General features: G+C 45.8%; 19 protein-coding genes. 4 read left to right on the forward strand and 15 right to left on the reverse strand.

What is annotated here, in order from left to right; translation table 11 throughout:
• Nucleotides 1-357 precede the first annotated feature (357 nt).
• The 5 genes from B9N89_RS12135 to B9N89_RS12155 all read right to left on the reverse strand — a co-directional run bounded on the left by B9N89_RS12135 (nucleotide 358) and on the right by B9N89_RS12155 (nucleotide 7,389).
• On the reverse strand, nucleotides 358-1,200 hold the full coding sequence (locus tag B9N89_RS12135) for a hypothetical protein (protein ID WP_132319015.1): 843 nt from the start codon (nucleotides 1,198-1,200) through the stop codon (nucleotides 358-360).
• A complete protein-coding gene (locus B9N89_RS12140; RefSeq protein WP_132319014.1) occupies nucleotides 1,193-2,914 on the reverse strand; it encodes a Hint domain-containing protein in 1,722 nt (573 codons plus the stop codon). The genes B9N89_RS12135 and B9N89_RS12140 overlap by 8 nt, the downstream gene beginning before the upstream one ends.
• A gap of 211 nt (nucleotides 2,915-3,125) precedes the next feature.
• A complete protein-coding gene (locus B9N89_RS12145) occupies nucleotides 3,126-4,793 on the reverse strand; it encodes a hypothetical protein (RefSeq protein WP_132319013.1) in 1,668 nt (555 codons plus the stop codon).
• A 93-nt stretch (nucleotides 4,794-4,886) separates the two neighbouring features.
• Nucleotides 4,887-6,302 (reverse strand): oxygen-independent coproporphyrinogen III oxidase, encoded by a 1,416-nt coding sequence (gene hemN, locus B9N89_RS12150; RefSeq protein WP_159455323.1) that lies wholly within the window; start codon nucleotides 6,300-6,302, stop codon nucleotides 4,887-4,889.
• Between the two features lie 457 nt (nucleotides 6,303-6,759).
• Nucleotides 6,760-7,389 carry a fatty acid desaturase gene (locus B9N89_RS12155; protein WP_132319011.1) on the reverse strand — a complete coding sequence of 210 codons (630 nt, stop codon included), beginning with the start codon at nucleotides 7,387-7,389 and terminating at the stop codon, nucleotides 6,760-6,762.
• 213 nt (nucleotides 7,390-7,602) lie between these two features.
• Here B9N89_RS12155 and B9N89_RS12160 point away from each other — a divergent pair, with 213 nt between their 5' ends.
• A complete protein-coding gene (locus B9N89_RS12160; protein WP_132319008.1) occupies nucleotides 7,603-10,008 on the forward strand; it encodes a PAS domain-containing hybrid sensor histidine kinase/response regulator in 2,406 nt (801 codons plus the stop codon).
• A 13-nt stretch (nucleotides 10,009-10,021) separates the two neighbouring features.
• Entirely contained in the window at nucleotides 10,022-11,362 is a 1,341-nt protein-coding gene (locus B9N89_RS12165; RefSeq protein WP_132319006.1) for a response regulator, read from the forward strand.
• Nucleotides 11,363-11,366: 4 nt separating this feature from the next.
• Here B9N89_RS12165 and B9N89_RS12170 read toward each other — a convergent pair whose 3' ends face one another.
• The 6 genes from B9N89_RS12170 to B9N89_RS12195 all read right to left on the reverse strand — a co-directional run bounded on the left by B9N89_RS12170 (nucleotide 11,367) and on the right by B9N89_RS12195 (nucleotide 16,239).
• Entirely contained in the window at nucleotides 11,367-12,638 is a 1,272-nt protein-coding gene (locus B9N89_RS12170; protein WP_159455325.1) for an aminotransferase class I/II-fold pyridoxal phosphate-dependent enzyme, read from the reverse strand.
• A gap of 48 nt (nucleotides 12,639-12,686) precedes the next feature.
• The gene (locus tag B9N89_RS12175) at nucleotides 12,687-13,475 is read right to left on the reverse strand and encodes a TIGR00266 family protein (RefSeq protein WP_132319002.1); all 789 of its coding nucleotides are present in this window, start codon (nucleotides 13,473-13,475) and stop codon (nucleotides 12,687-12,689) included.
• Nucleotides 13,476-13,573: 98 nt separating this feature from the next.
• Nucleotides 13,574-13,927 carry a c-type cytochrome gene (locus B9N89_RS12180; protein ID WP_132319000.1) on the reverse strand — a complete coding sequence of 118 codons (354 nt, stop codon included), beginning with the start codon at nucleotides 13,925-13,927 and terminating at the stop codon, nucleotides 13,574-13,576.
• Complete coding sequence (locus tag B9N89_RS12185; RefSeq protein ID WP_143478177.1) at nucleotides 13,924-14,124, reverse strand: hypothetical protein; 201 nt, start codon at nucleotides 14,122-14,124, stop codon at nucleotides 13,924-13,926. The genes B9N89_RS12180 and B9N89_RS12185 overlap by 4 nt, the downstream gene beginning before the upstream one ends.
• Nucleotides 14,105-14,695 carry a cbb3-type cytochrome c oxidase subunit II gene (locus tag B9N89_RS12190; protein WP_132318998.1) on the reverse strand — a complete coding sequence of 197 codons (591 nt, stop codon included), beginning with the start codon at nucleotides 14,693-14,695 and terminating at the stop codon, nucleotides 14,105-14,107. The genes B9N89_RS12185 and B9N89_RS12190 overlap by 20 nt, the downstream gene beginning before the upstream one ends.
• Entirely contained in the window at nucleotides 14,692-16,239 is a 1,548-nt protein-coding gene (locus tag B9N89_RS12195) for a cbb3-type cytochrome c oxidase subunit I (protein ID WP_132318996.1), read from the reverse strand. Before B9N89_RS12195 ends, B9N89_RS12190 begins: the two co-directional genes overlap by 4 nt.
• 184 nt (nucleotides 16,240-16,423) lie before the next feature.
• Between B9N89_RS12195 and B9N89_RS12200 the strand changes: the two genes are divergently transcribed.
• Complete coding sequence (locus tag B9N89_RS12200) at nucleotides 16,424-17,665, forward strand: sensor histidine kinase (RefSeq protein WP_159455326.1); 1,242 nt, start codon at nucleotides 16,424-16,426, stop codon at nucleotides 17,663-17,665.
• Between the two features lie 13 nt (nucleotides 17,666-17,678).
• Nucleotides 17,679-18,200, forward strand: coding sequence for a response regulator transcription factor (locus B9N89_RS12205; protein ID WP_132318992.1), 522 nt, complete (start codon nucleotides 17,679-17,681; stop codon nucleotides 18,198-18,200).
• On the opposite strand, the gene B9N89_RS12210 is transcribed toward B9N89_RS12205, so the two are convergent.
• The 4 genes from B9N89_RS12210 to B9N89_RS12225 form a co-directional block, all read right to left on the reverse strand.
• The gene (locus tag B9N89_RS12210) at nucleotides 18,197-18,925 is read right to left on the reverse strand and encodes an NAD(P)-dependent oxidoreductase (RefSeq protein ID WP_132318990.1); all 729 of its coding nucleotides are present in this window, start codon (nucleotides 18,923-18,925) and stop codon (nucleotides 18,197-18,199) included. The two genes, B9N89_RS12205 and B9N89_RS12210, sit on opposite strands and share 4 nt — an antisense overlap.
• A 3-nt stretch (nucleotides 18,926-18,928) precedes the next feature.
• Entirely contained in the window at nucleotides 18,929-19,633 is a 705-nt protein-coding gene (locus B9N89_RS12215; RefSeq protein WP_159455327.1) for a substrate-binding periplasmic protein, read from the reverse strand.
• A gap of 88 nt (nucleotides 19,634-19,721) precedes the next feature.
• Nucleotides 19,722-22,556: a 7TM diverse intracellular signaling domain-containing protein gene (locus B9N89_RS12220; protein WP_132318986.1), complete on the reverse strand. Its 2,835-nt coding sequence runs from the start codon at nucleotides 22,554-22,556 to the stop codon at nucleotides 19,722-19,724.
• 153 nt (nucleotides 22,557-22,709) lie between these two features.
• Nucleotides 22,710-23,114 (reverse strand): bacteriohemerythrin, encoded by a 405-nt coding sequence (locus B9N89_RS12225; protein WP_132318984.1) that lies wholly within the window; start codon nucleotides 23,112-23,114, stop codon nucleotides 22,710-22,712.
• Nucleotides 23,115-23,258: the final 144 nt, after the last annotated feature.

Here is a 23,258-nt window from a genome sequence, read left to right on the forward strand (position 1 = left end):
AACGCATTTCGCAGTTTTGCTGCAAGAGATTTCTGCGAAATACAGCGAAACAGAGGGAGGAATTAACAGCATGAAGGTAGGCTTTTGCAAACGTGCACTGGGTTGCAATCACAAAAATGTGTTGGCTATATAGTTGTGTAGAGAGGTCTGCGTTTACTTTTTCAAGTAGATCACAGTAAGGTCTTGAGTTCCAACGAAGTTGCGAAATTGACTTAAGTTGAGTCCACAATTTTTTGACTCTAGAGCTTATTTCTAGAGCTAGGGTTTTATTTCGATTGGTCGATATTCCATTCTCGAAGAATTGAGCAAAGCTTTGACGAGAGTGAAATTAGAAAGAAAAACTGGAACCTGACAATCCTACATTGGTATAGGGCAGGAGTCGCTATTTCTAGGCAGCGATATCACATAAGAGCCTTGTTCGAAACGAATCGACTCCGAGGATAGGCGACTCTCACTTTTAATGATCGCCTTGGTTGCGTCTTTCGCTGATGAAAGATCTGCTCCTTGGTTTTTCAATGCTGAGAACAAATTTTTCTTAGATCGCCCCCCCTGATCGATAAAAACCTGCTGGGGGGTCAGGACCAAGCTTTGATGGAAATAGAGAATACTATTGCCATGGCGCTTATTTTTGAGTCGGCGCTTAAATAAGGTATTCAGGTCTATAGGGTCTAGGTCAGAGCATGATTTGCGGCGTCCACTACACAAGTAGACACCAACGGTGGTAGTCTCCTGAGGAACAGAAACCGAAAAGCTCGCCTTGCCAGATAGCAAAGTGTTGATGTCGAGAGACTGGCTATCTAGAACTCGTTCCCCACCCATAGCTTCAACTGTCATGGTAATGCCTTTGCCCGTGGTCCGCATGGATTGATCCATACGAATAAAATCGAGATCCCCTAGCTCGCAGTGCCGTGTTAAGGCCTTGAACTCGAAATCTAGTTGGTATTTGCCACGGATCGGCTTGGTTGGAGTGGCGACGAGACCAGCTTCAAGGTTCTTGCGAAAGGCTCGTCGCTTATTGCGTAGGTCAGCTTTGGATCGTTTCACAGCTTTGGGTTTAGCAATTAGCTCAATTTTTTCGGTCTTGATCGACCTTGGTGACTTTGCCCGCATTTGGTTGGATGGCTCCGATGGTCGCATCATATGGACGATCAGAAAGCTGGCAAGGCCAAGTAGCCCAATCCACAAGAACTTCTTATTCATAGTTCCCACTCATACTAACAGAAGGCTCGAAGGAGTTTGGCCACTCTTGATTTGGTAAGTCTTCCAAATCTTCCTGCAACTTAAGGTCACCGGTTACTACACCATTTGCCACGAGTAAATGTGATTCCATGGTGTCATCTCCATCGAGCCGAAGATTCCAGACCCTCGATGACTCTGACGACGGTTGCAGGTTCGTGGCTGCTGGATAGGTCTTCAACTGCTGAGAAACCACTTCGGATAAGCTCGATGCAGGAATCAGCCGGCCATGGTACATGAAAGGATGGTCAGGAGTCACCTTGAGTGTTCCAAACGGACTGTCTATGTGAACCATTGGTCCACTTTCAGGGCCGACGATAACTCGTTTTACGGCTACAGACTTCTGTAGCACAGGATTCCAAACGGAATCGCCAACCTTCACCTGGGTAATAGGCTTATACTTTCTGTCTGCCATCAAAATGAGTGTGTCACTAGCAAAGCAACCCGTACCGTTGCGGAATCCTATTGGCCCGTCCATAGCGCAGTTGTTTGCAGGATCGAATGAATAGATGGGATAGGGGTGATTCCCCGAGCGTATCCAGTCTTGATTCAAGTTGTTGTGCATGCATGAGAACTTTCCAGGTACGATCGTAGCATAGGAGCCTGACTTACCCTTAAAGGGACCGTAATACCACTTGCTAACATCAGCGCACTTATAAGTGCAATCGTTAGGATCAGGCGGTGGCGTAGGGTCTGGAATATCATTGTTAAGCTGGACAACAACTTTTTGGTCCTCAAGCTGCCCTGTGACGCCCATAACGGAAGCGATGATCTTATATTGCTTTCCATCTTCTAGTGTGAAACCAGGGGTCGTGATCATCTGAGCCCCTTGATTTTTAATCGATGTAGCTCCATGAGTGGGAAAATCTTGTTTGTCAAAAGGAAATGATTGACTCGATGCAAATTGAGGGCCTCGATCCGTGGCGATCGTTTCTTGCCCTTCAACAAATGTAATGTCAATGGGACGGCTGGTCTCATCTTGTATTTCAATGAAGCTTTCGACTACCACTCCTCCCACTGTGAGAATCATGCTCATCGATTCTGCAGCAATGGTGAGGACCTCATTTTGTGGATCGCTGTCGGAACGAGAAAAAGTTTTTCTACCATCTGCACTACTCTCTGTTACGATCTCAAGCTGTAACCCCTGAGGCTTTGGGGGATCTATCGGAACTCGTGCATGAAACGTTTTTTTCTGACCATTAATGACTCGCTCCATGGCAACATCGACAGATTCCAAGAAAAATCCGTTGCTAGAGTTAAACCGTAAGGGTTTGATGGAAGACTCTTCACAAGAGAATGATTCGCAGATGTCCTGAATCTTCTTGCCTTCGAGGATGGCATCAAAGTCATCGTTATCGTCTTTGGCAAAACTTACTTGTTGGATTGTGAAGCTTCCTGACTTGAACTGCACGGTGCTCTCACCGCCTATTTTCTGTAAGTTCGCTTTTGGGCTGAGATAGGGCTCCGGGTAGATGACGAAGTCATTTGTTGATTTATCGCGAAAAAAACTTGAAAATCTCGATAGAGACGACAGTTGAGCTTGTTCGTTGCTTTGCTCGACCCGTAGCCTCTTGGCTTCCATGGTCGTTCGATGCAAGTCATTTGCCTGGATATAAGCGGCCGTAACCCCTAATATTCCAATAAGGCCAAAGACACTGGCATTACCTTGTTGTGACATCGTTTTGTACCTAACCTGGTTTGCGTGCTTTAGTTAAGATCGGCATCTGGACGCATCGAGTTACGTGAATCTCTTATCGTCTCTAGATGATTGGGACTATATATCTGGATTTAGAGTTTGATTTCTCATTGAATCTGAGAAAGATGCTTACCTTAGGAAAGAAACCTTTGCATAATCGTAAGATTTCTCCCCCGGGATGAAGAATCGTCGATCAGGGTAGATCTTGCGTGAGGACCGGTGCGATCATCTCTCTGATCGATTTGTGGCTAGTCTGGTCATGGAGTTTTCGAAGACTTATTTGCAGCTCTGGTGATGATGGCCAATGTAATAGGGAGCGGACCAAGGATTTCTGCTCGACTAGTGTCATAAGAGAAAATCTTGATTCGAGAGGCTTATAGCTTGCAGATTGGGGTAGTAGTCGTAAAACCTTGTAAGCTGATGCTCGAACTTCAGGGTCTTGATGTTGAAAATAGGGGAGCGCGAGTCTTAAGCTTGATTCTAGGCCTGTATTTGCTAGTGCGCTTAAGACGCGCTTAAGCTCTTTGGAATCTTGGCTTTGTTCTAACCAGGTCTTGAATTGTTGCAGGATGACCTCTGCGTCTTGTGAATTACTGCCTTCAACTTTTTGTTTCTGATTCGCCATAGCTCCAAGGCTGAGGCGGGCTGAATCACGAAGCGGGTGTTGGGGATCGTTGGCAATGGACTGTACTTCTCCCAAGGTTGATGGGCTCGGAGATGGTACCATTGCAAGGCTTCCTAAGATAAATTTCTTCTCACTCAAGTCGTTTTGCTGATGAAAACGCTGCCAAAGGATAGATTGATGGTGAGGTCCTCCGTTTGCGATCAGAGCACGGCTAACTAGAATCATCTGTGGATCTTTCACAGGAAGATCTAGGTACCATTCAATGAGGGCTCGATCTTGTGGGTGCCATCGGAGCCAGCGATGGAGTTCTTGGAATTTACGACGATCCTCTAGCTGACTCAAGCGATCCTGAAGCTCGTCAAACTTGAGTGTTTTAATGGACTCATCTTTTTTGTTAGTTAAGTTTGAAAGATAGTCCTGAAGTGAAAACCACGGTCGCTCTTCGATTTCGCTGATAGTTTTTTCAACTCTTTGAGAAGTCCAAAGATCTGTTCTTAGATAGGTAAGCGCCAATCGACCGCGGCCTGAAAAGTTCTGCTGGCCAAGTTCAACGAAAAATTGATCATGTTGTTCGAACTGTGTCCATCGTCCTAGATCTGGGTTGTGAGTGAGTTGCCAGTGGTAGTCCACCGCTGGCCCCTTCTGTTGAAGCTTCAATGACTTGTGAATAATATGTCCGTTCTGTTGAAGCTTTGATCTGTATGATGCTGTAGCTGGTCCCCACGGTGATACTTCGTCCACGTTGGTCTCGTCCTCGATGATCCATGGAAACTGTAACCTCAACCAAATGTAGTACCAGAGAATATCACCGCGGTGTTGATCGTATAGCCCGATATTATCCCATCGAACGAGGGAACCTTGGTTCAAGCTATTGACCAGGCTTGAAAGATATCGATGGGTACTCGGATCACCTTTAAGTTCACAGTTCTGGCAAAACCAGATTTCTTCCCCATCTTGAAGAGCTAGTCGAAACATCCGGCCACCAAGTGCCACAGGTGATGATTGCTGACCATCAAGTCCCTGTCCTTCGTAGTCAAATTGATAGACATAAACCTGATAGGTAGCCTCGGCTTCGTGGATGTGATCGTCTTTTTTAATGTGTGGTTCAGATTCAGAATCAAGATGTGCAGTTTCTGGGCGCGTCTTTGAAGTTTGAAGGCCTAAGCTGATTGCCAATAAGAGCGCGACTCCAATTAAAACGAGAATATAGACTCGTTGACGGGATTTTTTTGCCAATGGTTTGTCTCCCTAGGTCTAAGCGCGATTTGGGGTGTCATTGCCTAGGGATCTTTACCATATATTCTGGCTTAAGAAAAATCTAAGTCATTGTTAACCCACCTGAGATGCTTGGCCTGGAAGCCCTTGTTGGAAGGGGCGCTCAGGTAGATAACTATCAAATGCAGCCGCAATGACTCGTCTAAGCAGTCGGCCGAGTAGGCCATTCTCACGTATAACATAATCCGTGCTATGGACAATGCCATCGTCGATCAGAGTCTCCAGCTTATGGAGCGAAGGGCTGAAATAGCTTTCCCATTCAATGGGGAACTGGTCTTCAAGGTCTTGGATATCGATGCGACCGTAGGTATAGATCTGTTGGATCGCCTCTTGCCGGATACGATCATCGTCAGATTTGAGATGGCAACGATAGTAGCCTTGCTTTGGATGATCGAGCCCCATCAGCCAGTCTTTTTGTTTGTGAGGATTTTGAAAGTAAGTACTGCCAAACGCGCTTATGGATGATGGTCCGAAGCCCAAAATCTGCTGATCACGTCCCGAGGTCATTCCTTGAAAGTTTCTATGAAGGGCACCGTTGCGATAGGCGATGGCCAAGTCGTCATCGGCTTTGGCAAAGTGATCCAGTCCAATGAAGTTATAGCCACTATCGGTAAAGGTGTTTAGCGCTAAGAGGTTTAGATCCAACGGGAGTAAGCCCTGAGGAAGGTCCTTTTTGACAAAGGTTTTTTGCCATTTAAACATATCCGGTAGCACTGCGAGTCGGTAAAACGCCACGCGATTGGGGCTTAGATCGATCACCTGATCCAGGGTCTGAGTCATGCTTTCGAGAGTTTGAAACGGTAGGCCATAAATCAGATCAAAATTGATCGATGGAATGCCAAGAGAGCGAGCCGTTTGCACCAATTCAGCAACCTGTTCGTAAGTTTGAACTCGATTGATAGCATGCTGCACTTTACGGTTAAAGTCTTGAACACCGAGGCTAATACGGTTGACTCCCATGTGCCGGAAAAATCCGAGTCGGCTACTCGTCATCGTTCTAGGGTCCATCTCGATGGCTATTTCAGCGTCGATCGCCACGTCAGTATATCTTTGAATCATACCCCAAAGTTTAAGCCACTCGGCATCGGTTAAGTAGGTGGGGGTGCCGCCACCGAAATGGATGTGACTCACTCTCTTGCCCTCAAGAAGTGGGGCTTTGATTTTCAACTCCTTTTCGAAACCGCGTAGAAGCTCGTTGATCTTATCTTCCGTTTTTGGGTCGTTCCGTGGTCGAACTTCCTTCAGACAGGCACAGTAGAAACAGAGCTGCTGGCAATAGGGGATATGGAAGTAGAGGGATACGTCTTCGGGTTTGGCAGAGTCAACCTGTATTATGCGGGATTTGATCGTCTCCCATGTATGGCTTTCATTCCAGAAATTAGCAGCTGGATAGGAAGTATGTCGGGGCAAGGCTAGTCCAGCATAGCGGCTATAGGTCTCTCGTTGATTTTTGTCGAGATGGTACTTCATCGTGGTTTCCCTCATGGTTGCTAACAATTTGAGTTAAGCAAAGGCCTTGCCAATGGAAAACCAAGCAAAAAATGCAGTATTTTTAACAAGTAGGGCTAAATCACGCTGCGTCTCCAGAAAAAATAAGCAATTGGTACAGTTGAGTCTATAAAGGAGAGACCCCCTTGAGTATCAGATTTTATGTACAAGTACAGATTTTTTTCGACATAGATAAATTACCGAAAATATAAGGAAATAATGATAGAATGCGAGGATTGAATAATTAAATCGATACAAATTTGGTACAAACTCTTTCAAGTGGTTGTGTTAGCGCCTCAGTACCCTCAAAGCCGCAATACCCTTAGTGCCGACTTAAGAATCTGAATTTTCGCCCGTTTAAAATAATAAATTTCTCCATCGATCTCGATCAATCGGTATGGACACAAGTCTATTTCCACTATTTCGGCTGATTCAGATTCTACGAAGGGAACAGGACGGCGAAAGACCTATCGGGAAAAATATTTTCGCTATCTTCAAAAAATGCGTTGGCCACTTGTCCGACAGTGCCATCCCCTCCAACTGCAACGATTTGATCTGCGCCTTGCTCTAGTGCAGTCCTAGCCTTGTGTTTTATGGACTGCCACTCTGAGCAGATTATCACATCCCTTTTTCCCTTTAAGGCTAAAGTGGGCTCGATTTTTCTCCATTTCTGTAGGGCCCTCCCGCTCGCAGCTTTCGAATTGATGATAAAGCAAGTTTTCATAGAGATTGAGGATCTCGCTATATTGCGAAAGTGCCGATGGACGTCAGTGATGGCTTCCTGCCAATGAGGAAAGTCATAAGGCAATGAGCTTCTTTCAATCTTAGGTTTGACGAACTTCTGCATCGCGCGAAGCCGATGTGATGGAACTGATGGACAAATGTGATGCTCAATTTGGAAATTCAACCCTCCGAACAACCAATCCAAGCTTTTAGTATTTTGAATAGTTCTCGAAGCTATTACCTGCTGCTCAAATTGGTGAAGCTTTGCATCTTTTGTCACTAAAGGCTTTCCTATATGATTAATCCAAAATACCCCAAACGTTGGCCACACGAATATGGGCTTCATCAAGAACAAATTTCAGAAAAGTTTATGAAGCAGTTGTTCTATCCCTTTTTCTATCAACTTTCCTGGCGCCGCAGGAAGCGCGCTCTTAAGTAAAAGAGTCTCAAAGTATCTAACAGAAAACCTGTATTAAACCATAACACATAAACGAATAGAATATAGGAGTGCTTCTTGTAGTAGCTTTAGTGCAAATATGTGAGGTAATTATTGGAAATAATGACGGATTTTAGCGGTTTCATACAGGCTCTAAAATTGGGTGGTCAGTTGTTTGTTATCACGTCCTACGGAATCGTTGCGATGACGAGCTTGCTCCTTGGTTATGTATTACTGCTGGTACGGAGTAAGAGTAAAGTTGCTTCTTGCGATGGGGAAGAGCGGTTCTCTGAGCATAAGCCTCCAGATTTCGCTGAGTTTCGAGAAAGAGTTGAACTGTTTTCGAAAATATTTCCAGGTGTCATATACCAAAGCAGATTGGATCAAGATTTTCCCATGACTTATTTGTCGCGAAACATCGCGAACTTAACGGGATACGATATGGATGATCTACTGTCACCTCCATCGAAAAAGGCCTATCGAGACCTGATTCACCCCGATGATAAGAAAGTCGTCCTCGATGCACTTGAGTATGGCTTAAATTACGAAAAATCTGTTGATATCAAGTATCGTATTATCCATCGCAATGGCTTTAGTCGTTGGGTTCATGAGCGAGGAAGAGTTTCAGAAGGTGGAAACCAGTACTTTGATGGATTTCTTCTGGATATTTCTGAACAGAAACAGGCAGAAAGTGACTTAACGAATACGTTTTTGCAATTAACCGAGAGTGAGCATCGAATAGACGTGATTCTAGATTCAGCAAAGCTTTCCTTGTGGGAACTCGATTGCAAGAACAAAGTATTGAAAGCAACTCACAGCTTTGAACATATGCTTGGTTACCAAAAAGGCGAACTTTTAGAGTTGGAAGATAGCAAATGGTTGCGGTTCAAAGAAGAACACGAATTCATCTCTTGTGTCCATCCTATGGATCAAGATCGCTATCGGTCTAGCGTCGCTGAGTTAATCAAAGGGCGATTGAGGACGATTGATGAAGTGATTCGTTTTCGGAGGCGGGATGGTAAATGGCATTGGGTTCATAGCTTTGGCAGGATTGTTCGTCGTGAGAAGAACACACCATTACTAGCATGTGGTGTTTTACATGATGTCCACAAAACTAAGGAATTGGAACTTGCCTTACTAGCCGAAAAGGAAAAAGCAGAGTCGGCAAATCGGGCGAAGAGTATCTTCCTAGCAAATATGAGTCACGAACTTCGTACCCCACTAAATGCTATAATAGGCTTTTCTCAGCTGATTCAAAGGAATAGTCACATTCCGAAAGAAGTATTGCGGGATTTGCGGACTATCAATGAAAGTGGGATTCATCTACTCGGCTTGATCAATGATGTCCTTGATATCGCTAAAATTGAGGCTGGTAAAACAAATGTGACAATGACTCCATTTCGACCTCAATCACTATTTAATGGCATCTATCAGATGTTCCTGCTGCAGATGGAGGAAAAGGGCCTCCTGTTTATCTTAAAAGGAGTCGAGGACTTACCTTTAAATCTTATTGGCGACGAGAAAAAGATTAGGCAGCTCACCATCAACCTCATCTCAAATGCCTTAAAATTCACTGAAAAGGGTTTTGTTAGGGTTTCAATTGCCTATAATAGCAACATGCTTTCGATCAACATTGAAGACTCAGGAGTGGGTATAGCGAAGTCGGATTTGGATCAGGTATTCGAGTCATACATTCAGGTAGGGGAAGGGCTTCAGCATAAGCAAGGGACGGGCTTAGGCCTCTCTATCAGTCGGGACTTTGCCAGGCTTATGGGAGGTACATTGACAGCTACTAGCACACTAGGAGAAGGGTCAAAGTTCCTCCTTAGTGTCCCCGTCCAAGTTGCCGTCGATTGTGAACAGCACGAGGAAACTAGAGTTGTTAGCTATACTGCAGAAAAAGTCTTCAAGATCCTAGTCGTCGATGATAATCAGGTAAATAGAGAAGCTCTGGCGCGATTGCTTGGTGAAGTAGGATTTAAAACGAGAATGACAAGCAATGGTATAGAGGCCCTTGAAACCTTTAAATCGTGGACTCCCGACCTGGTTTTTATGGATCAACGAATGCCCAAAATGGACGGCTTTGGTGCGACACTGTGTATTCGTGAGCTTGATAGAAAGGTGCCCGTTATTGCACTTTCCGCCAGTACGTTAAAAGAAGAAGAGGCTCGGATTCTTAGTGCAGGAGGAAATGAGTTTCTTATTAAACCCTATCAAGAACAGGATTTATTCGATGCGATTGCACGCTATCTGCCAGTGAAATACAACTATGAGTCAATTGACTACATAAATGGAACTAAAGACTATAGTGAACTCGACATCGAGCAACTGGCTGATGAACTTTCTAAAGTTCCAAGGAGTTGGAGGAGACGGCTCGAAGAAAACACTCTTATCGCCGATGTGCAGCAAATTGAAGATTTACTCCATGAAATTGCGTCCGAGCATCCTAAACTAACGGAATATATTTCTCAGCAAGTGGAGTGCTACAACTTTCCAAATATAGGCCGGCTTATCAAACATAGCTCATAACTACGGGAATACTATGGACTTAGAAGGTAAAGAGAAGGGTGGTGATATCCTTGTTGTTGATGACATTATTGCTAATCTAAAGGTGCTGTCGTCGGTCCTTGGTGAGGAGGGCTATATCGTACGGCCTGTAAATCAGGGGCGTCTAGCAATTATGTCAGCGATTGCAAAAAGACCTGATCTAATCCTTCTTGATATTGATATGCCTGAGATGAGTGGATTTGAGGTCTGCCGTCAACTCAAGTCTAGGCCCGAAACTGCTGATATCCCGATTATTTTCCTTACGGCTCTGACAGATGAGTCATATATTTCCAGGGGTTTTGAACATGGAGCTGTAGATTATGTTGCCAAGCCGTTCAAGCATTTGGAGTTGATTACTCGGGTTAGAAATCAGATCGATCTTGCCAATACTATCAAACAGAATGAATTTCAGAATCGCCTTTTAGTGAATATGGCCCATCGCATAGGAGTTCAAGATTCTACCGCGAATTTTCTTCATGGTATGGGTAACCTTCTAACACCCGCCTTTGCCAAGCTTAGCTCGCTTTCTAGCCTGAGTAGCTCTAAAAATCTTGATGTACTTAAGCAGTTGAGAGACAAATTAAATGAACCAGGTTTTGAACCAAAGAGCTTGGTGGAAGATAGCGATATGGTGGAAAAATATCGCCAGCTTTTCAGCTTGACGGTTCAGAGGCTCGACGATGAAAGTCTACAAATTCAAGGGACACTCCATGATGTTCATAAGGTTATGGACGATCTTAATCGTTTCCTTCTTGAATTTAAAAATAGTATCTTTAAATCGAATCATATTAGCACACTGACACTTAGTGAGTTTACCGAGGAGCTGAAGTATTTTCTGGAACAAGAATTTAAGCGCCATGGGATATCACTCTATATTGACAATGTTGACCTTAAGCCAACGATTAAGGTTCTCAAGTTTAAACTTTTCAATATCATTCAAACCTTAATTGACTATCGACTAAAGGCCCTGCAGAAAACAAAAAAGTATCGTTGCGAGTTTCATCTGATGCTAGACGTTAGCAATCAACAAATTAATAGCTTAAGACTCTACGATTTTGGCCCCAGTCTAAAAGTTGAACAAAAAGACCTCCTATTTAACTGGGAGTACCTTAAAACATCGGATTTTTCTACCCTCTCTCTTCATCTTGCCTCCATCGATGCCGACCTCCTTGGTGGAACGATTGACTTTGGAACCACTGAACAGGGGCAATTCTATTTTGAACTTGCTTTCGGCGGTGTGTTCTTTCCATTTCTGGACCAGGAACAAGAGCAAGCTAGCAACGATGGGCAGAAGCTTAGTCAGAAGATTCAGCTACCGACCAAGTTGGTAAAATAAGCTGTTAACCTAGTTGCTCAATGGCTTGATCAAGTAAGTGATCAGATTTGCAAAATGCAAAGCGAATCCAGTGACAATTTGATCCGTGGCGGTGGGATGGAACAAAAAAAGCACTTGTAGGAATCGTTGTAACTCCTTTGGAGAGGCTCAAGTGCCGAACGACATTGTAATCCAATAGACTTTGAGTATCATGATCCCAATCAATCCCATGCCTTTGATAAAGCTCGGGCAAGTCTTTGGGTAGTCCTTGGTAAGAAGAAAATCCACTGCTAATATCGCAGCACACAAAGAAACTGCCTTCGGGATTCATGGGGTGAAAGCCAATGTCCCGCAAGCCTTGAATAAGACGATCTCGTTTGCCTTCATAGAGGCTTGTAAGAGCCTCATAGTAAGTTTTTTGATTGTCAAAGGCTAGTTCAGCCTGTTGAAGCGATCGAGCGATGGCTTCTTGCAACGGGGTCGCTACGGAGAATACGACCCATTGCTGGTTCAGCTGCATAGGGTAAATGAGGTCCCGATCGCCAATAACCCATCCAATTTTCCAACCGGTCACTGAAAAGGTTTTACCAGCTGAGTAAATGGATAGTGTTTTCGAAGCCAGACCAGGAGTTCTAGCAATTGGCACATGCTTTTTGTGATCGTAAACCAAGTGCTCATAGACTTCATCGGCAATCACTAGGCAATTGGGGTAAGGCTCTAAAACAGTGGCCAACTGCTGACACTCCGCAGGAGTAAAAACTTTTCCTGTTGGATTATGAGGAGTGTTGATAATAATGGCCCGAGTCTTATCTGAAAGAGCACTTCTAATTTTATCCCAGGGGATCGTGATATCTTCTGATGATTGGCAGCGCCCAGGAATGTCAAGTGGAACTGACTTTACGGTAGCGCCAGCCATTCGAAGAGCCCCAAAATAAATGTCAAAGGCTGGCTCCAATAGGACCACTTCGTTGCCTGCTTTGATATGGCTTCGAATGGCAAGGTAGATAGCTTCGCTAGCGCCCACGGTGACGAGTACATTTTTCTTGGGGTCGATACTGCGATCTAGTTTCGGGCAATACGCCTTGGCTATCTCATCAACTAGAGGCATATGCCCCGGGGAGCGGGCATAGGTGCTAAATTTCGAACCTTGACAAGCCTCTTGAGCAGCAACTTGAACGAATGGGGGAGGTGCCCAATCGGGGAACCCTTGGCCCAAATTGATGCTCGAACAGGCCTGGGCCAACGGTGAAAATTCAAGCCAGACCGAAGCGCGTTCCGGTGATGGTGGTGTCGTCACAGATCTTCCTTTCTCTGCATTCCACTTTATCCAAGTTTTGTATAAGATCTAGTTGCCGTCGAGCATATCGCCGACCTGACCTAAAACGCTACCTTCTCCCTGCCTTTGACCACCAGCCCGCGGAGCGTTGGCCAAGACGCGATCGGCTAATCGAGAAAATGGCAAGCTCTGCATCCAGACGGTGCCTGTGCCACTAACTGTTGCAAGAAAGAGCCCTTCGCCGCCGAATACCATGGACTTGAGGCCTCCGGCACGCTCGATACTATAATCGAGGCCAGGAGTGAAAGCGACGAGGCAGCCCGTATCGAGTCGCAGGGTTTCACCACGGAGTTCTTTACGAACGATGGTGCCTCCAGCATGTACAAAAGCCATGCCATCACCTTCTATACGTTGCAGAATAAAGCCTTCGCCGCCAAAGAAACCAGTGCCAAGGCGCTTGTTGAAGGCGATGCTGATTTTGGTGCCCAAGGCAGCAGCTAGGAAAGAGTCTTTTTGACACAAAATCTCACCACCGACTTCGGACATGTTGAGATCGATAATTTTTCCTGGAAATGGTGCAGCGAATGCAACCCGCTTCTTGCCAGCTCCCTGGTTGGTGAAATGAGTCATAAAGGCAGATTCGCCAGTGATCATTCGTTTGCCCGCGCTGAACATTTTGCCAAAGAAGCCTTGGTCTGGCTCTGAACCGTCGCCCATTTTAGTTTCAAATAAAATGCCGTCTTCCATATAGTTCATAGCCCCAGCCTCGGCAACCACGGTTTCCTGAGGATCTAACTCGACTTCCACAATCTGCATGTCGCTGCCAAGGATCTCGAAATCGACTTCATGACATTTCATTGCTAATCTCCGCTTCAAGAGGTTATTCCTGAGCAGACGCTAACATTGAAAGGGGAGGGAGTGCCAGGCCTATCTGAGGCATGCCTGGCAGGAGAAAGCTACTTTTTCTTTGCTTTGCTAGCTTCGGGAGCAGAGTCCGAACAAGGTGCGCCTTCGAGGAACTTAGCAATCTGATCAAATTCAGCCTCAGTCACTGCGCTTACCATCGCCATCATTGCAGCTGACATTCCACTGTTGCGCTTGCCACTTTTTATAAGGAGCGACTGCTGCTTCAAGTATTCTGCCGACTGGCCACAAAGCTTGGGATAGAGAGGCATGATCGGCTTCGCACCATTTGCTCCGTGGCAGGTATGGCATAGCTTTGCTGTGTATAGTTTTGCTCCATCAGCCCAACCGTAGGTCTGCCAAGTTAATCCAAGCACACATAACATCACCTTTGACCATCGATTCATGAGTCCACCTCCTTCACATTACAAAATTCAAAAATATCGATATTGTCGTGGACTGAAGCGAAGGAGCCTAGATTATAAAACATATAGGTCCCTGCCCAACCCCCGAGCAAACCCAGGAATAACACGAACAGGATCGGAATCCGACCACTTTTCTCTTGGGGAATTTGGTAATCATAATCAAGTTCCGGGTTGGACATTTTGCTCTTCCTTTTGCTTGAGTGATTGTAAATATCGTACTAGGTCCAAAGCTTTTTGACTAGCCACGATGGGGGGCTCTGTTTCAACTCCAATCCAATCAAAGACCAAAACAACATCGTCAGGGCCAGGCTCAGCTTTCTCTTCAAAAAGGAAAGGGTAGGCCGGCATGATGCTCCACGGCACCATGATCCGAGGAGCATAAAGGTGCATCAGATTCCATTGCAGCGATGGATTTCGGTCGCCAATATTAAATAGATCAGGGCCGGTTCTCATGGTTCCAAGCTGATGAGGCCTTTGGCCAGTGTAGTCCTGAGCCTTGGGTTGATAACCCCAGCCACGAGCAAAGTCGGGGCCGAAGCTCTTGTCTCTCGGTTGCTGCGAATGGCAGTAAACACAACCGAGATCGACATAGGCTGCACGTCCCCGAGCAATCGCAGGATCGGCTTCCCCCAGAGGCACCGATTGAGGTTCTGTTTGCCGCAGGATTGAAAAATACGGTGTCACAACTAAGACCACTCCAGAACACAAGACAATGATCACAGCCCCGACAGCCACCAAGACCTTATTCATGACGACTTGCCTTTCTTCTTATCTACAAAGCGTTTCAGGATCAGGATAAAGTGAATCATAAAAACCATATGGCCGATGGTTAAAAGCAAGCCGCCGAAGCTTCTTGCCTTAAGATAGGGAATCGTTACAAGAACTGACTCCATAAATGAAGCATTCGCATCGAGCATTTTCACCCCTTGGAGCCAGCCACCGATGCCCAAGAAAATTACATAGATGGCAATTCCTATCAGTGCCAGCCAGAAGTGAAGAGAAATCAGGCGACGATAAGGCCAGTTGGTTTGAAGCACCTTTGGGATTACAAAGTAGCAAGCGCCAAATAGGATGAATGATGCAAAACCATAGGCGCCGAGGTGGGCGTGAGACACCGTGTAGTGGGTGAAGTGGGTGATGCGACTCAAGGCCCTAAGGGAGTGAAGGCTACCTTGAACGCTGGCGAGGGTATACATCATGGCTCCCATCACTACGAAGCGAAGGGGAAGCATGTCGCGGACAGCCCCTAGGTGGCGGAAGGCTGTCATATGGTGATTGATGGCTACCGATATTACGGGAATCAGCATCATCATGCTCATGACAATGGAAATGGTTACAACATACTGGGGAACAGGACCACCGATCAGATGATGGACTCCTACATTGCTGTAGAAGATAGCCAGGGTCCAGAACCCAAGAAAGGAAAGGTTATAGGAGTATATGGGGCGGCCGATGATCTTAGGAATGATATAGTAGGCGATCCCTATACTCATCGGGGTAAACCATAGCCCTAGGACGTTGTGGGCAAACCACCAATTGACAAGAGCATGCTCGACACCTTCATGAATGTGAGGGAGGTTGCCAATAAAAAAGAGGATAGGAAACCAAAGTAAAGAGGCGAGGATGTACCACACGGAAACATAGAGGTGGCGAACCTTGGAACGTATGATAGAAATGAGAACGGGCACCGCGATCAGAGCCCCGGATAGGGCAATAATGAGATCCACCCAGAACGGGAACTCCAACCACTCGACACCCTCCGAATAGCCAAGAAGAATCGAGGCCAAGCCGAACGTTAGTGCAACGTTCCAGCTTAAGCCTCCAAAAAAGATCAGACGACTAAAGGGGATGGGAGCGTGGACCAACCGCGGCATGAGCCAAGTCGCGATTCCAATGACTCCCAGAGACAACCAACCGTAAGCAACCGCATTGAGATGAAATGTTCTCATCCTGCCAAAAGTGAGTGCAGCCTCAGAGATCAGAAAGTCTGGTTCATGGAGCTTGATCGAGGCGATGAGGCCTGCAATAGAGCCGATGAGCAGCCAGAAACAGGCCATAAATAGGCAGTAAATAACGGGAGTTCGAGTTGATATATCCAAGTTTTTCCAAGCCGAACTATCCTTGCTGGCATCCATCGATTCTCGGTGATTTAAACCTCCTCGATCGAAGATAACCAGTCCTGAGCTGTTGGAAAAACTCATCCCGTGGGTGTAGAAAGCAAAGGCTACAACTAAGATTCCGATCAGCGTGAGCAGGGCGCTTAATCCAGACAGACTCACCAAGGTTTCAAACATGGGCACCTCATAACAATTCAACAGGCTGAGACTAGGGCATTCAAGGCGGGCAGCAAACGCAGCAAATCGCACCAAAAATAAGTTAAGTCCATTGATATCAGTAAGATAGCTTATGCTGTCAGCACTTGTGGCACCTGCTTTTTATTGCTATATCTTGATTGCAATCGTGAGTTCTAGGGGTACCATGAATTTTCTTGAACCAGACTTTTCTCTGATATCGAACGACCATGCGGCAAAACTGGAGTGGCTGGCTCGCCTGAGGCTTGTAGCTGCCTTCGGCCAGCTCGTGATGGTGCCCATTGGGCTATATAATGGCTTCATCCCATACGATAGCCTGATGGAAATCTTTGGGCTGATCTCCTTACTTCTGATCATGAATTTGCTGATTTGGAAGTCGATGCGCAGGAAGAAGGCTTACCCCGAACACACAGTTTTCATCCATTTGTGCATCGACTTCGTTTTTTTTAGTCTATTTCTTTCCCTATCCTCAGGTTTTTTAAACCCTCTTATAAATCTCTGCTTTCTACACTTTGCCATCGTCGGGCTGAATGTCAGCCCGAAGTTCGGTGCTATGTTTTTTTGTTGGGCTACAGCTCTGCTTGGTTTGGTTTTTGCGAGTAGTGTGGCCGATCCTTGGAACAGTCGCATGATGATTCTCTTGGGGACATACATCTTTGTTGGCCTGACAATACTGGTTGTTTCTCAATGGTTTTCACGGACCATGTCCCGTTACAAGGAATCGATCCACCACCTTAGAGTTCAGCTTGGAAAAGTCGATAGCCTCAGGGCGAGCGGCCTTGTGGCTGCCAATCTCTGCCATGAGCTTTCCACCCCAATCAACGATGCTGTTCTCAAGGTCGGCATGATACGGCACCACGATCAGAAATTAGAGCGCCATCGTCTATGTGATGATGTGGAAAACCTCCTTCTTGAATGTGGAGATCGATTGCAGAGCCTGTTCTCCGATGCATCCATGGAGGAGGGCCAACGCTTTGTGGCAACAGATATCGGCCAACTTGTATCCCGCACGGCAAATAGCTGGCGATCTCACCTATGCCCCCACCTTCACATGGAGATTCAAATACCTGACCAAGGAATCATCAAAGCAATACCTAGAATGCTATTTATTCGAACTTTTATGGACTTCTTAGATAACGCGCGGGATGCTATTGGTTCAAGAGATGGTGCGTTGAAGGTCACAGTTAAAGCGCTTCGTGACGCCAGTGTGGAAGTTGCAGTAGAGGACAACGGGCCCGGATTCCAAGAAACTATCAAGGATAAAATCGGAACCCCATTCCTAACCAATAAAGAGAGTGGAGTTGGCTTGGGGCTCTATACGGCATCTCATTTGGCCTTTCATCTGGGAGGGGATTTCCAAGTTGGTAGGTCAAGCTTGGGAGGAGCCAAGGTTTGCTTGCAGTTTTAGAGGAGACGTGTCAATGAAGTCGGTACTATTAGTAGAAGATGATAAACGTTTTCGAGACACTTTGAGGGCGAGTTTTGAAGGCCTTGGGTATCAAGTTTTTGCCATTGCTAGCGAACGTGAGTATTTCTCGCTGAAAGTGAAGTCCATCGACTACGCGGTCCTGGACTTGCAGCTAGAGAAGGGCTCTAGCTTATCTATAATTCCCTTGATAAAACGCTATCATAGTGATTGCCGGATCTTAATGCTCACTGGCTTCGGCACAGTGACGGCTGCGGTGCAAGCCATAAAGTTGGGTGCGGATAACTTTATTCATAAGCCAGCGACGCTGAGTCGGATATTGTCTGCCTTAGACGAGGATATATCAAATTTAGACGATATTCCTCAAGAAACGCCAACACTGGCGAGGCAGGAACGAGACTATATTGAGTTTGTCTTGGCCCGTTGTGATGGCAATATTTCTAAAGCCGCGAGGGAATTGGGAATCCATCGGCAAAGCTTGCAGCGAAAGCTGCGCTCTTATCCACCATTGCGCTAAACAGCTTGGTCGCTTATCTGATCTCCATGGTGCTTTTTTGCAGATTCCGATTGGCAGCTAACGATAGCCGGAGCTTCATGGATCAGTTTATCATTGCTTAAAGCATCAACCATAAATAGTGCGAAATCGACACGTCGGGTGCGGTTGCTATTCAAAATTGGGTCGCCTATGTGTTGACTCCATACCGGCAGTCCTTCACTCGGGCCCTCTTCAAGGTCGCTGCCACGGACTACCGTCCACTTGCGCGGACTAGCGAAAATTCTGCGACATGCTTCCACCTGGTCATCCACTTCAGCGAAGCGAAAAACTCGTGCAAGCCAAGTAAAAAAACGGAGCATTCGTTGGAAGCCCTTCGAATATTGGTCTCTGCCGTCTTTGGTAATATGCCAGCCACAGGAGAAAATGAGTCGTGCCTCCGATGGCGCATAATCTAATACTGCCTGCGCTGTGCCGCTGGAGTATTGCTGGATACCCCAAGGCGCCAGGACCGTGAGGACTCCATCACACCCCTTAACAGCCTTTTCAATGATAGCTCTTTCGTTGGTCATGCCTGGGAATATCGTAATCGAATCCTTAAACTCGTCCAATTTCTCAACGCTCTTTTCGCGACAAACCCCCACCACTTCATAGCCACGGTCGAGGCAATGACGAACCATGTAGCGACCCAATTTTCCAGAGATTCCAATGATACATACTTTTAGCGCTTTTGATGTTCCCTGACTCATAAGCTAGCCTTTATACTTTTTTACGATTTTGGCAATGGTTTCGGATTCCTGCTCCAGAATATCCTGGATGACCTTGAGCAGTTTGTGCTGCTGCTTCCGTACAGCGACGGCAACGGGCACGCTATCGATGGAGCCTAAGACTTTGATCGGGACCTGATGCTGGCGACTGAGATAAAGAGCGACGGCTTTGGGGAGGAGGAGACCATCGAAGCTACCCTGCACGAGCTTCATAAAGCCTGCCGACTTTTCAGGCACCCTTACCCAACGAATGGCAAGGCCTTTTTGGTTCTTTAATTGACCTTCCAATGGCGAGTGAAAATCGCTACCTACAATCTTTTGGCTCAGGTCTTCAATCTTATTTACCTTGGCATTGCTTTCAAGAGTGATCAGTACGGAGTCTCGCGAGTAGTAGGGTTTCGTAAATGTCAGGAACTTCTCTCGCTCAGCTGTGATTTCAATGCCAACAATGCAGTCGATAATCGAGAATCGCAGCGATGCGAGGACGTTTGTCCAAGTGTTTTGAAACAAATCAAAGGAGTATGCTTTAGATTTAGCAGAGATGATGTCAAATATTTTTGCATCGAGACCAGTGGCCTTGCCCTCTTTTTGAAACTGGTAAGGTGGGAATCCCGTTGCGATTCCACAAGTCGCTGTTTTCGCCCAGGCAGGATATGTCAAGAAGAGCGCAAAGGCGATAAATCGTTTCATTGCTATAACCTTATGTACTAAGACGGCTCGTCCTATCATATCTAAAATGTATCGAGCGTTCTAGGCCTACTTCAGGAGATATTGAGACCTAAGAAGCCGTTGGCATCGGCACTTGGTCAAGCCAAGCAAGGCGATGAGGGAGTTCTACTTGAAACGAGAACTTTTGGAAACCATCTGAGTCGGGAGAGCCATCAAGTTTTAATTCGATTTTCCCCCCCATGTCCTTAAGGTACTGGGCAACAGCGTCCATACCGACACCTCGCCCCGATACTTCTGTGACCTGGTCTCGTGTGGATATCTGGCTGGTAAAGATGAGTTCAGCAATGGATTGGGGGCTTGCTGTGTCGTCTATGATCCCAAGATCTTTGCCCCGTTGCCTCAGCTTGTTTAGGTTTAAGCCCCGTCCTGAATCAGAGTAATTGACCAAGAAGTTTGTGTCAGATGACTGGCAATGTAGGTAAATCGTATTTTCACTCCCGTCAGCGAAGCCATGATCCAAGCTATTACGAACCAGATGACCAAATATATTCTCTAGTTTTTGGGCAAATAGTTTGTCGACTTGGAAGGCTTGTCCAGAGAATACAAGTTTGGGCTTTTTTTTGCCCAGCTGCTTGGCCGTTAGCTCTATAGATTGCTGGATGGGTTCAAATATAGCCTCTAGGGAGGTGCTGGTAAGAGAGTGAAGCTTGTTGAGTAGTGGCGCATACTGATCCTTACCGAAATTTTCTTTGAAAGCTGCATTTTGAAAGGCATCTTTGATAAAGCCAGCAAGTTCGATAAGGGTTTCTTCGGTTTTCTTCTCCTCTTCTCGGCCAAGAACATCGGAATTGACTCTGATGTAATCTTCGACCATAGCTTCAATCTGATCGATTTTAGAACGAATCATGAGAATCTGATCTGGTGTCAAATCCTCTGCCTTTAAGCCAAAGAATTTAGTTTCTGCTTCATGGGTAGCTTCGGCGATGTCGGCAAAACCAAAGGTTCTGGCATTGCCCTTCAGAGTGTGGACATGCCGTAAGAGAGCTTTCCAATGGGCAGTGAAATTGTCTTGCTCGAAAATATGATAGCAGTCTTGAAGCAAGGCCCGACTGCTGGTAACAAAGCTTTGGAAACGATTGGTACTAAGCTTTATGATGGAACCAATCATCCTTAGCTCTCGTGCACTTTCAGCGGCTTCAGCTTCAGTCTTTTTCTGTTGGGTGACATCGCGAATGGTAAGCATGATTTTCTCGACTTCGTCTTCCTGGTTCTCTATCGCAGCCCAATCAATCTGTAGATGTCTCGGGGAATATTTGGGATTGAGAACGACGTTCCCTGGCAAGAGATGACGGTTTGCCGAGAAATTTATCAAGTCTGCATCGATGGTATTCTTGACAACTTCACGAATCTGGGACTTTTGCTCTTCACTCAAATCTGAATCATCAAAGAGCAACTTATCTAGCCCGCAGTTGGCTAGATTCGAATGTGCGAAAATTGATCCCATATGCTTCGAGTATTCGGCATCGAGAGCCAGGTCTTCGTCGACGGTACAGATGCCTTGCTCCACGTGATCAAGCATGACCTGATTACTTCTTGTCTTCGCCCATAGGTCGGCTGTGCGCTCTTTGACTTTTACGTCTAATTCCTTGATGTGTTGTTCCTGAACCCTTACCAGCTCTTCTTGCATCTTGACAGATTTTTCTGATTCTTGCCGCAGTTCGACTTCAAGCAGGAGCTTTTGTTGGCGTTCTAACGACATCTTTGCGCCTAGGGCAAATGACAATAAGACCATCTCAAGAGCACAGCCTGTGAACTGAGCCCAAGTTGTGACGAATGTTGTTTCGATAACGCCACTTAATGATAGTAGTAGGAGCGTGTTCCCCCCGAGCACAGTGGACCATGCCACCACATAGATCTTCGCCGGTGGGTACTTACGTAAAGAAACAACGACGCCGATCGCAATGAGTAGAATCGAGATTACTAATGAACAAAGGAATGAAAGCTTGTTGCTGAAGCCATAGGCACCGGTAGTGAGGAAGTTAAACATCATATTGGTGAGCACGAAGCCAGCAGCAATTCTCAATAGGTGGTAAGCTCGAATAAACTTTTCTTTTAGCACTAAAAAGTCAATAGAGAACAAGATGGCTGAAATAGAAACTAGGTCTACAAAAAGGTAGAGATCCCAGCCACTGCCTAAGATATTGGCCTGATCACTTGGAAAAAACAGAGGCATAAAGCCGTAGAACGCAATTGCATAGACGAGATATGCTGTGATGTAGCACGTGTAGAGAATATAGGTGCTGGATCTAAGGGACACGGATATAAACACATTGTAGAGCCATAGCAACGTGATCCCGCCATAGATAAAGCCGACAAAGGCATATTCGAATAGCTTACTATCCCGAAATTGACCGGGGTCCCACAGTTTGAAGTCGAATTTTACTGTGGTGCCGCTCACCATCTTCGAATAGAAATGATTATCACCAGGCTTCAAGGTAAGCTCGAAGAGAGGGTTGCGATGGGGAATGGTTCTTTTGTTGAAGGCTACTTGATCACCCAACTCTAGGTCAAGAAGCGTTTCACCCTGGTGTTGATGAATCAAGCGAACGCGGTCGGTTATCACATAGTCTGATTCTAGGAATAGATAGCGATCCGTGTCACTGGTATTAGTAATGGTGAATTTAACCCAATGGGGGTGTCGGCTGCCAAGAGGAAATGCCACAAGATCTTTTTCGGAAGGTATAAATTCCTGGTCATGATCGCCGCGTAGAATGGCTTCGTCTTGGAACTTCTGCTCCACATCATTAAGATAAGACATATGAGCCCCAAAGGTGAGGCCGCTCAATTCCTGGTCTGGTGAAATCGATAGTCTTCCTTGGTGCTTCGCGGGCGCCGCATAGCTTTTTAAGGTTATAATCAGAGCAAAAAGGGCAAAACGCTTCATCAGAGCCTTCACAAAATATTTTTATTCAAGCCAAGGCATCGGCTATTTCTTGAAAAAGTTTTAAGACAAAAACGTAGAGATTGTATGGAGATGGTTCTTCGGCATGACACATGAAGTGTACCATGCCTAGGTGAGTTCTCGATAGGCAAGGTTCTAAGCAACATTCTCTTTCTTGAAATTCGAGTACTTCATATCTATTCCTTGAATGTGCGCTGAAAGCCACATTTTAAGAAAATTGAAAAACATGGGTGATAGGGTTTGGGACGCGAGAAAGTCTTCCTTATGCTTTGCAAGCTTTTTCAAAAGATCGGCGTGGATTAACTTGTGAACTTTTAACTCGGGATAGTTAATGGATTCCATGTAAGTTTCTTCATCTGAAAAGTGCTTTATTGTGTAGTTTGCTAGATCTTCTACAGATTGCTTGAGACTGTCAAATTCCGCTCCCTGTTCGTGTTTTTCATAGAGGCGATTCATCATCGCGATAAGAGTTTTGTGTTCACTGTTCATGGCATCAATACCGAGATCGTAAGAATCGTTCCAAGAAAAAAAGCTGGTCATTGCGTTCCTCCTTCAGTTGCTAGTAAGCAAGGAGCAAATGATATGCCAAATAAAAGCATGGGAAATCGTGGTTGAGTGGCGCCAGTCGATCAAGGATCTGCGCGAGGTGGCGCAAGTCCGAGGAAGATCGCACACTCTTACCAA

Origin of the sequence: Pseudobacteriovorax antillogorgiicola (genome assembly GCF_900177345.1) — a bacterium.
In the GTDB taxonomy this organism is placed as follows: Bacteria; Bdellovibrionota_B; Oligoflexia; order Oligoflexales; family Oligoflexaceae; genus Pseudobacteriovorax; species Pseudobacteriovorax antillogorgiicola.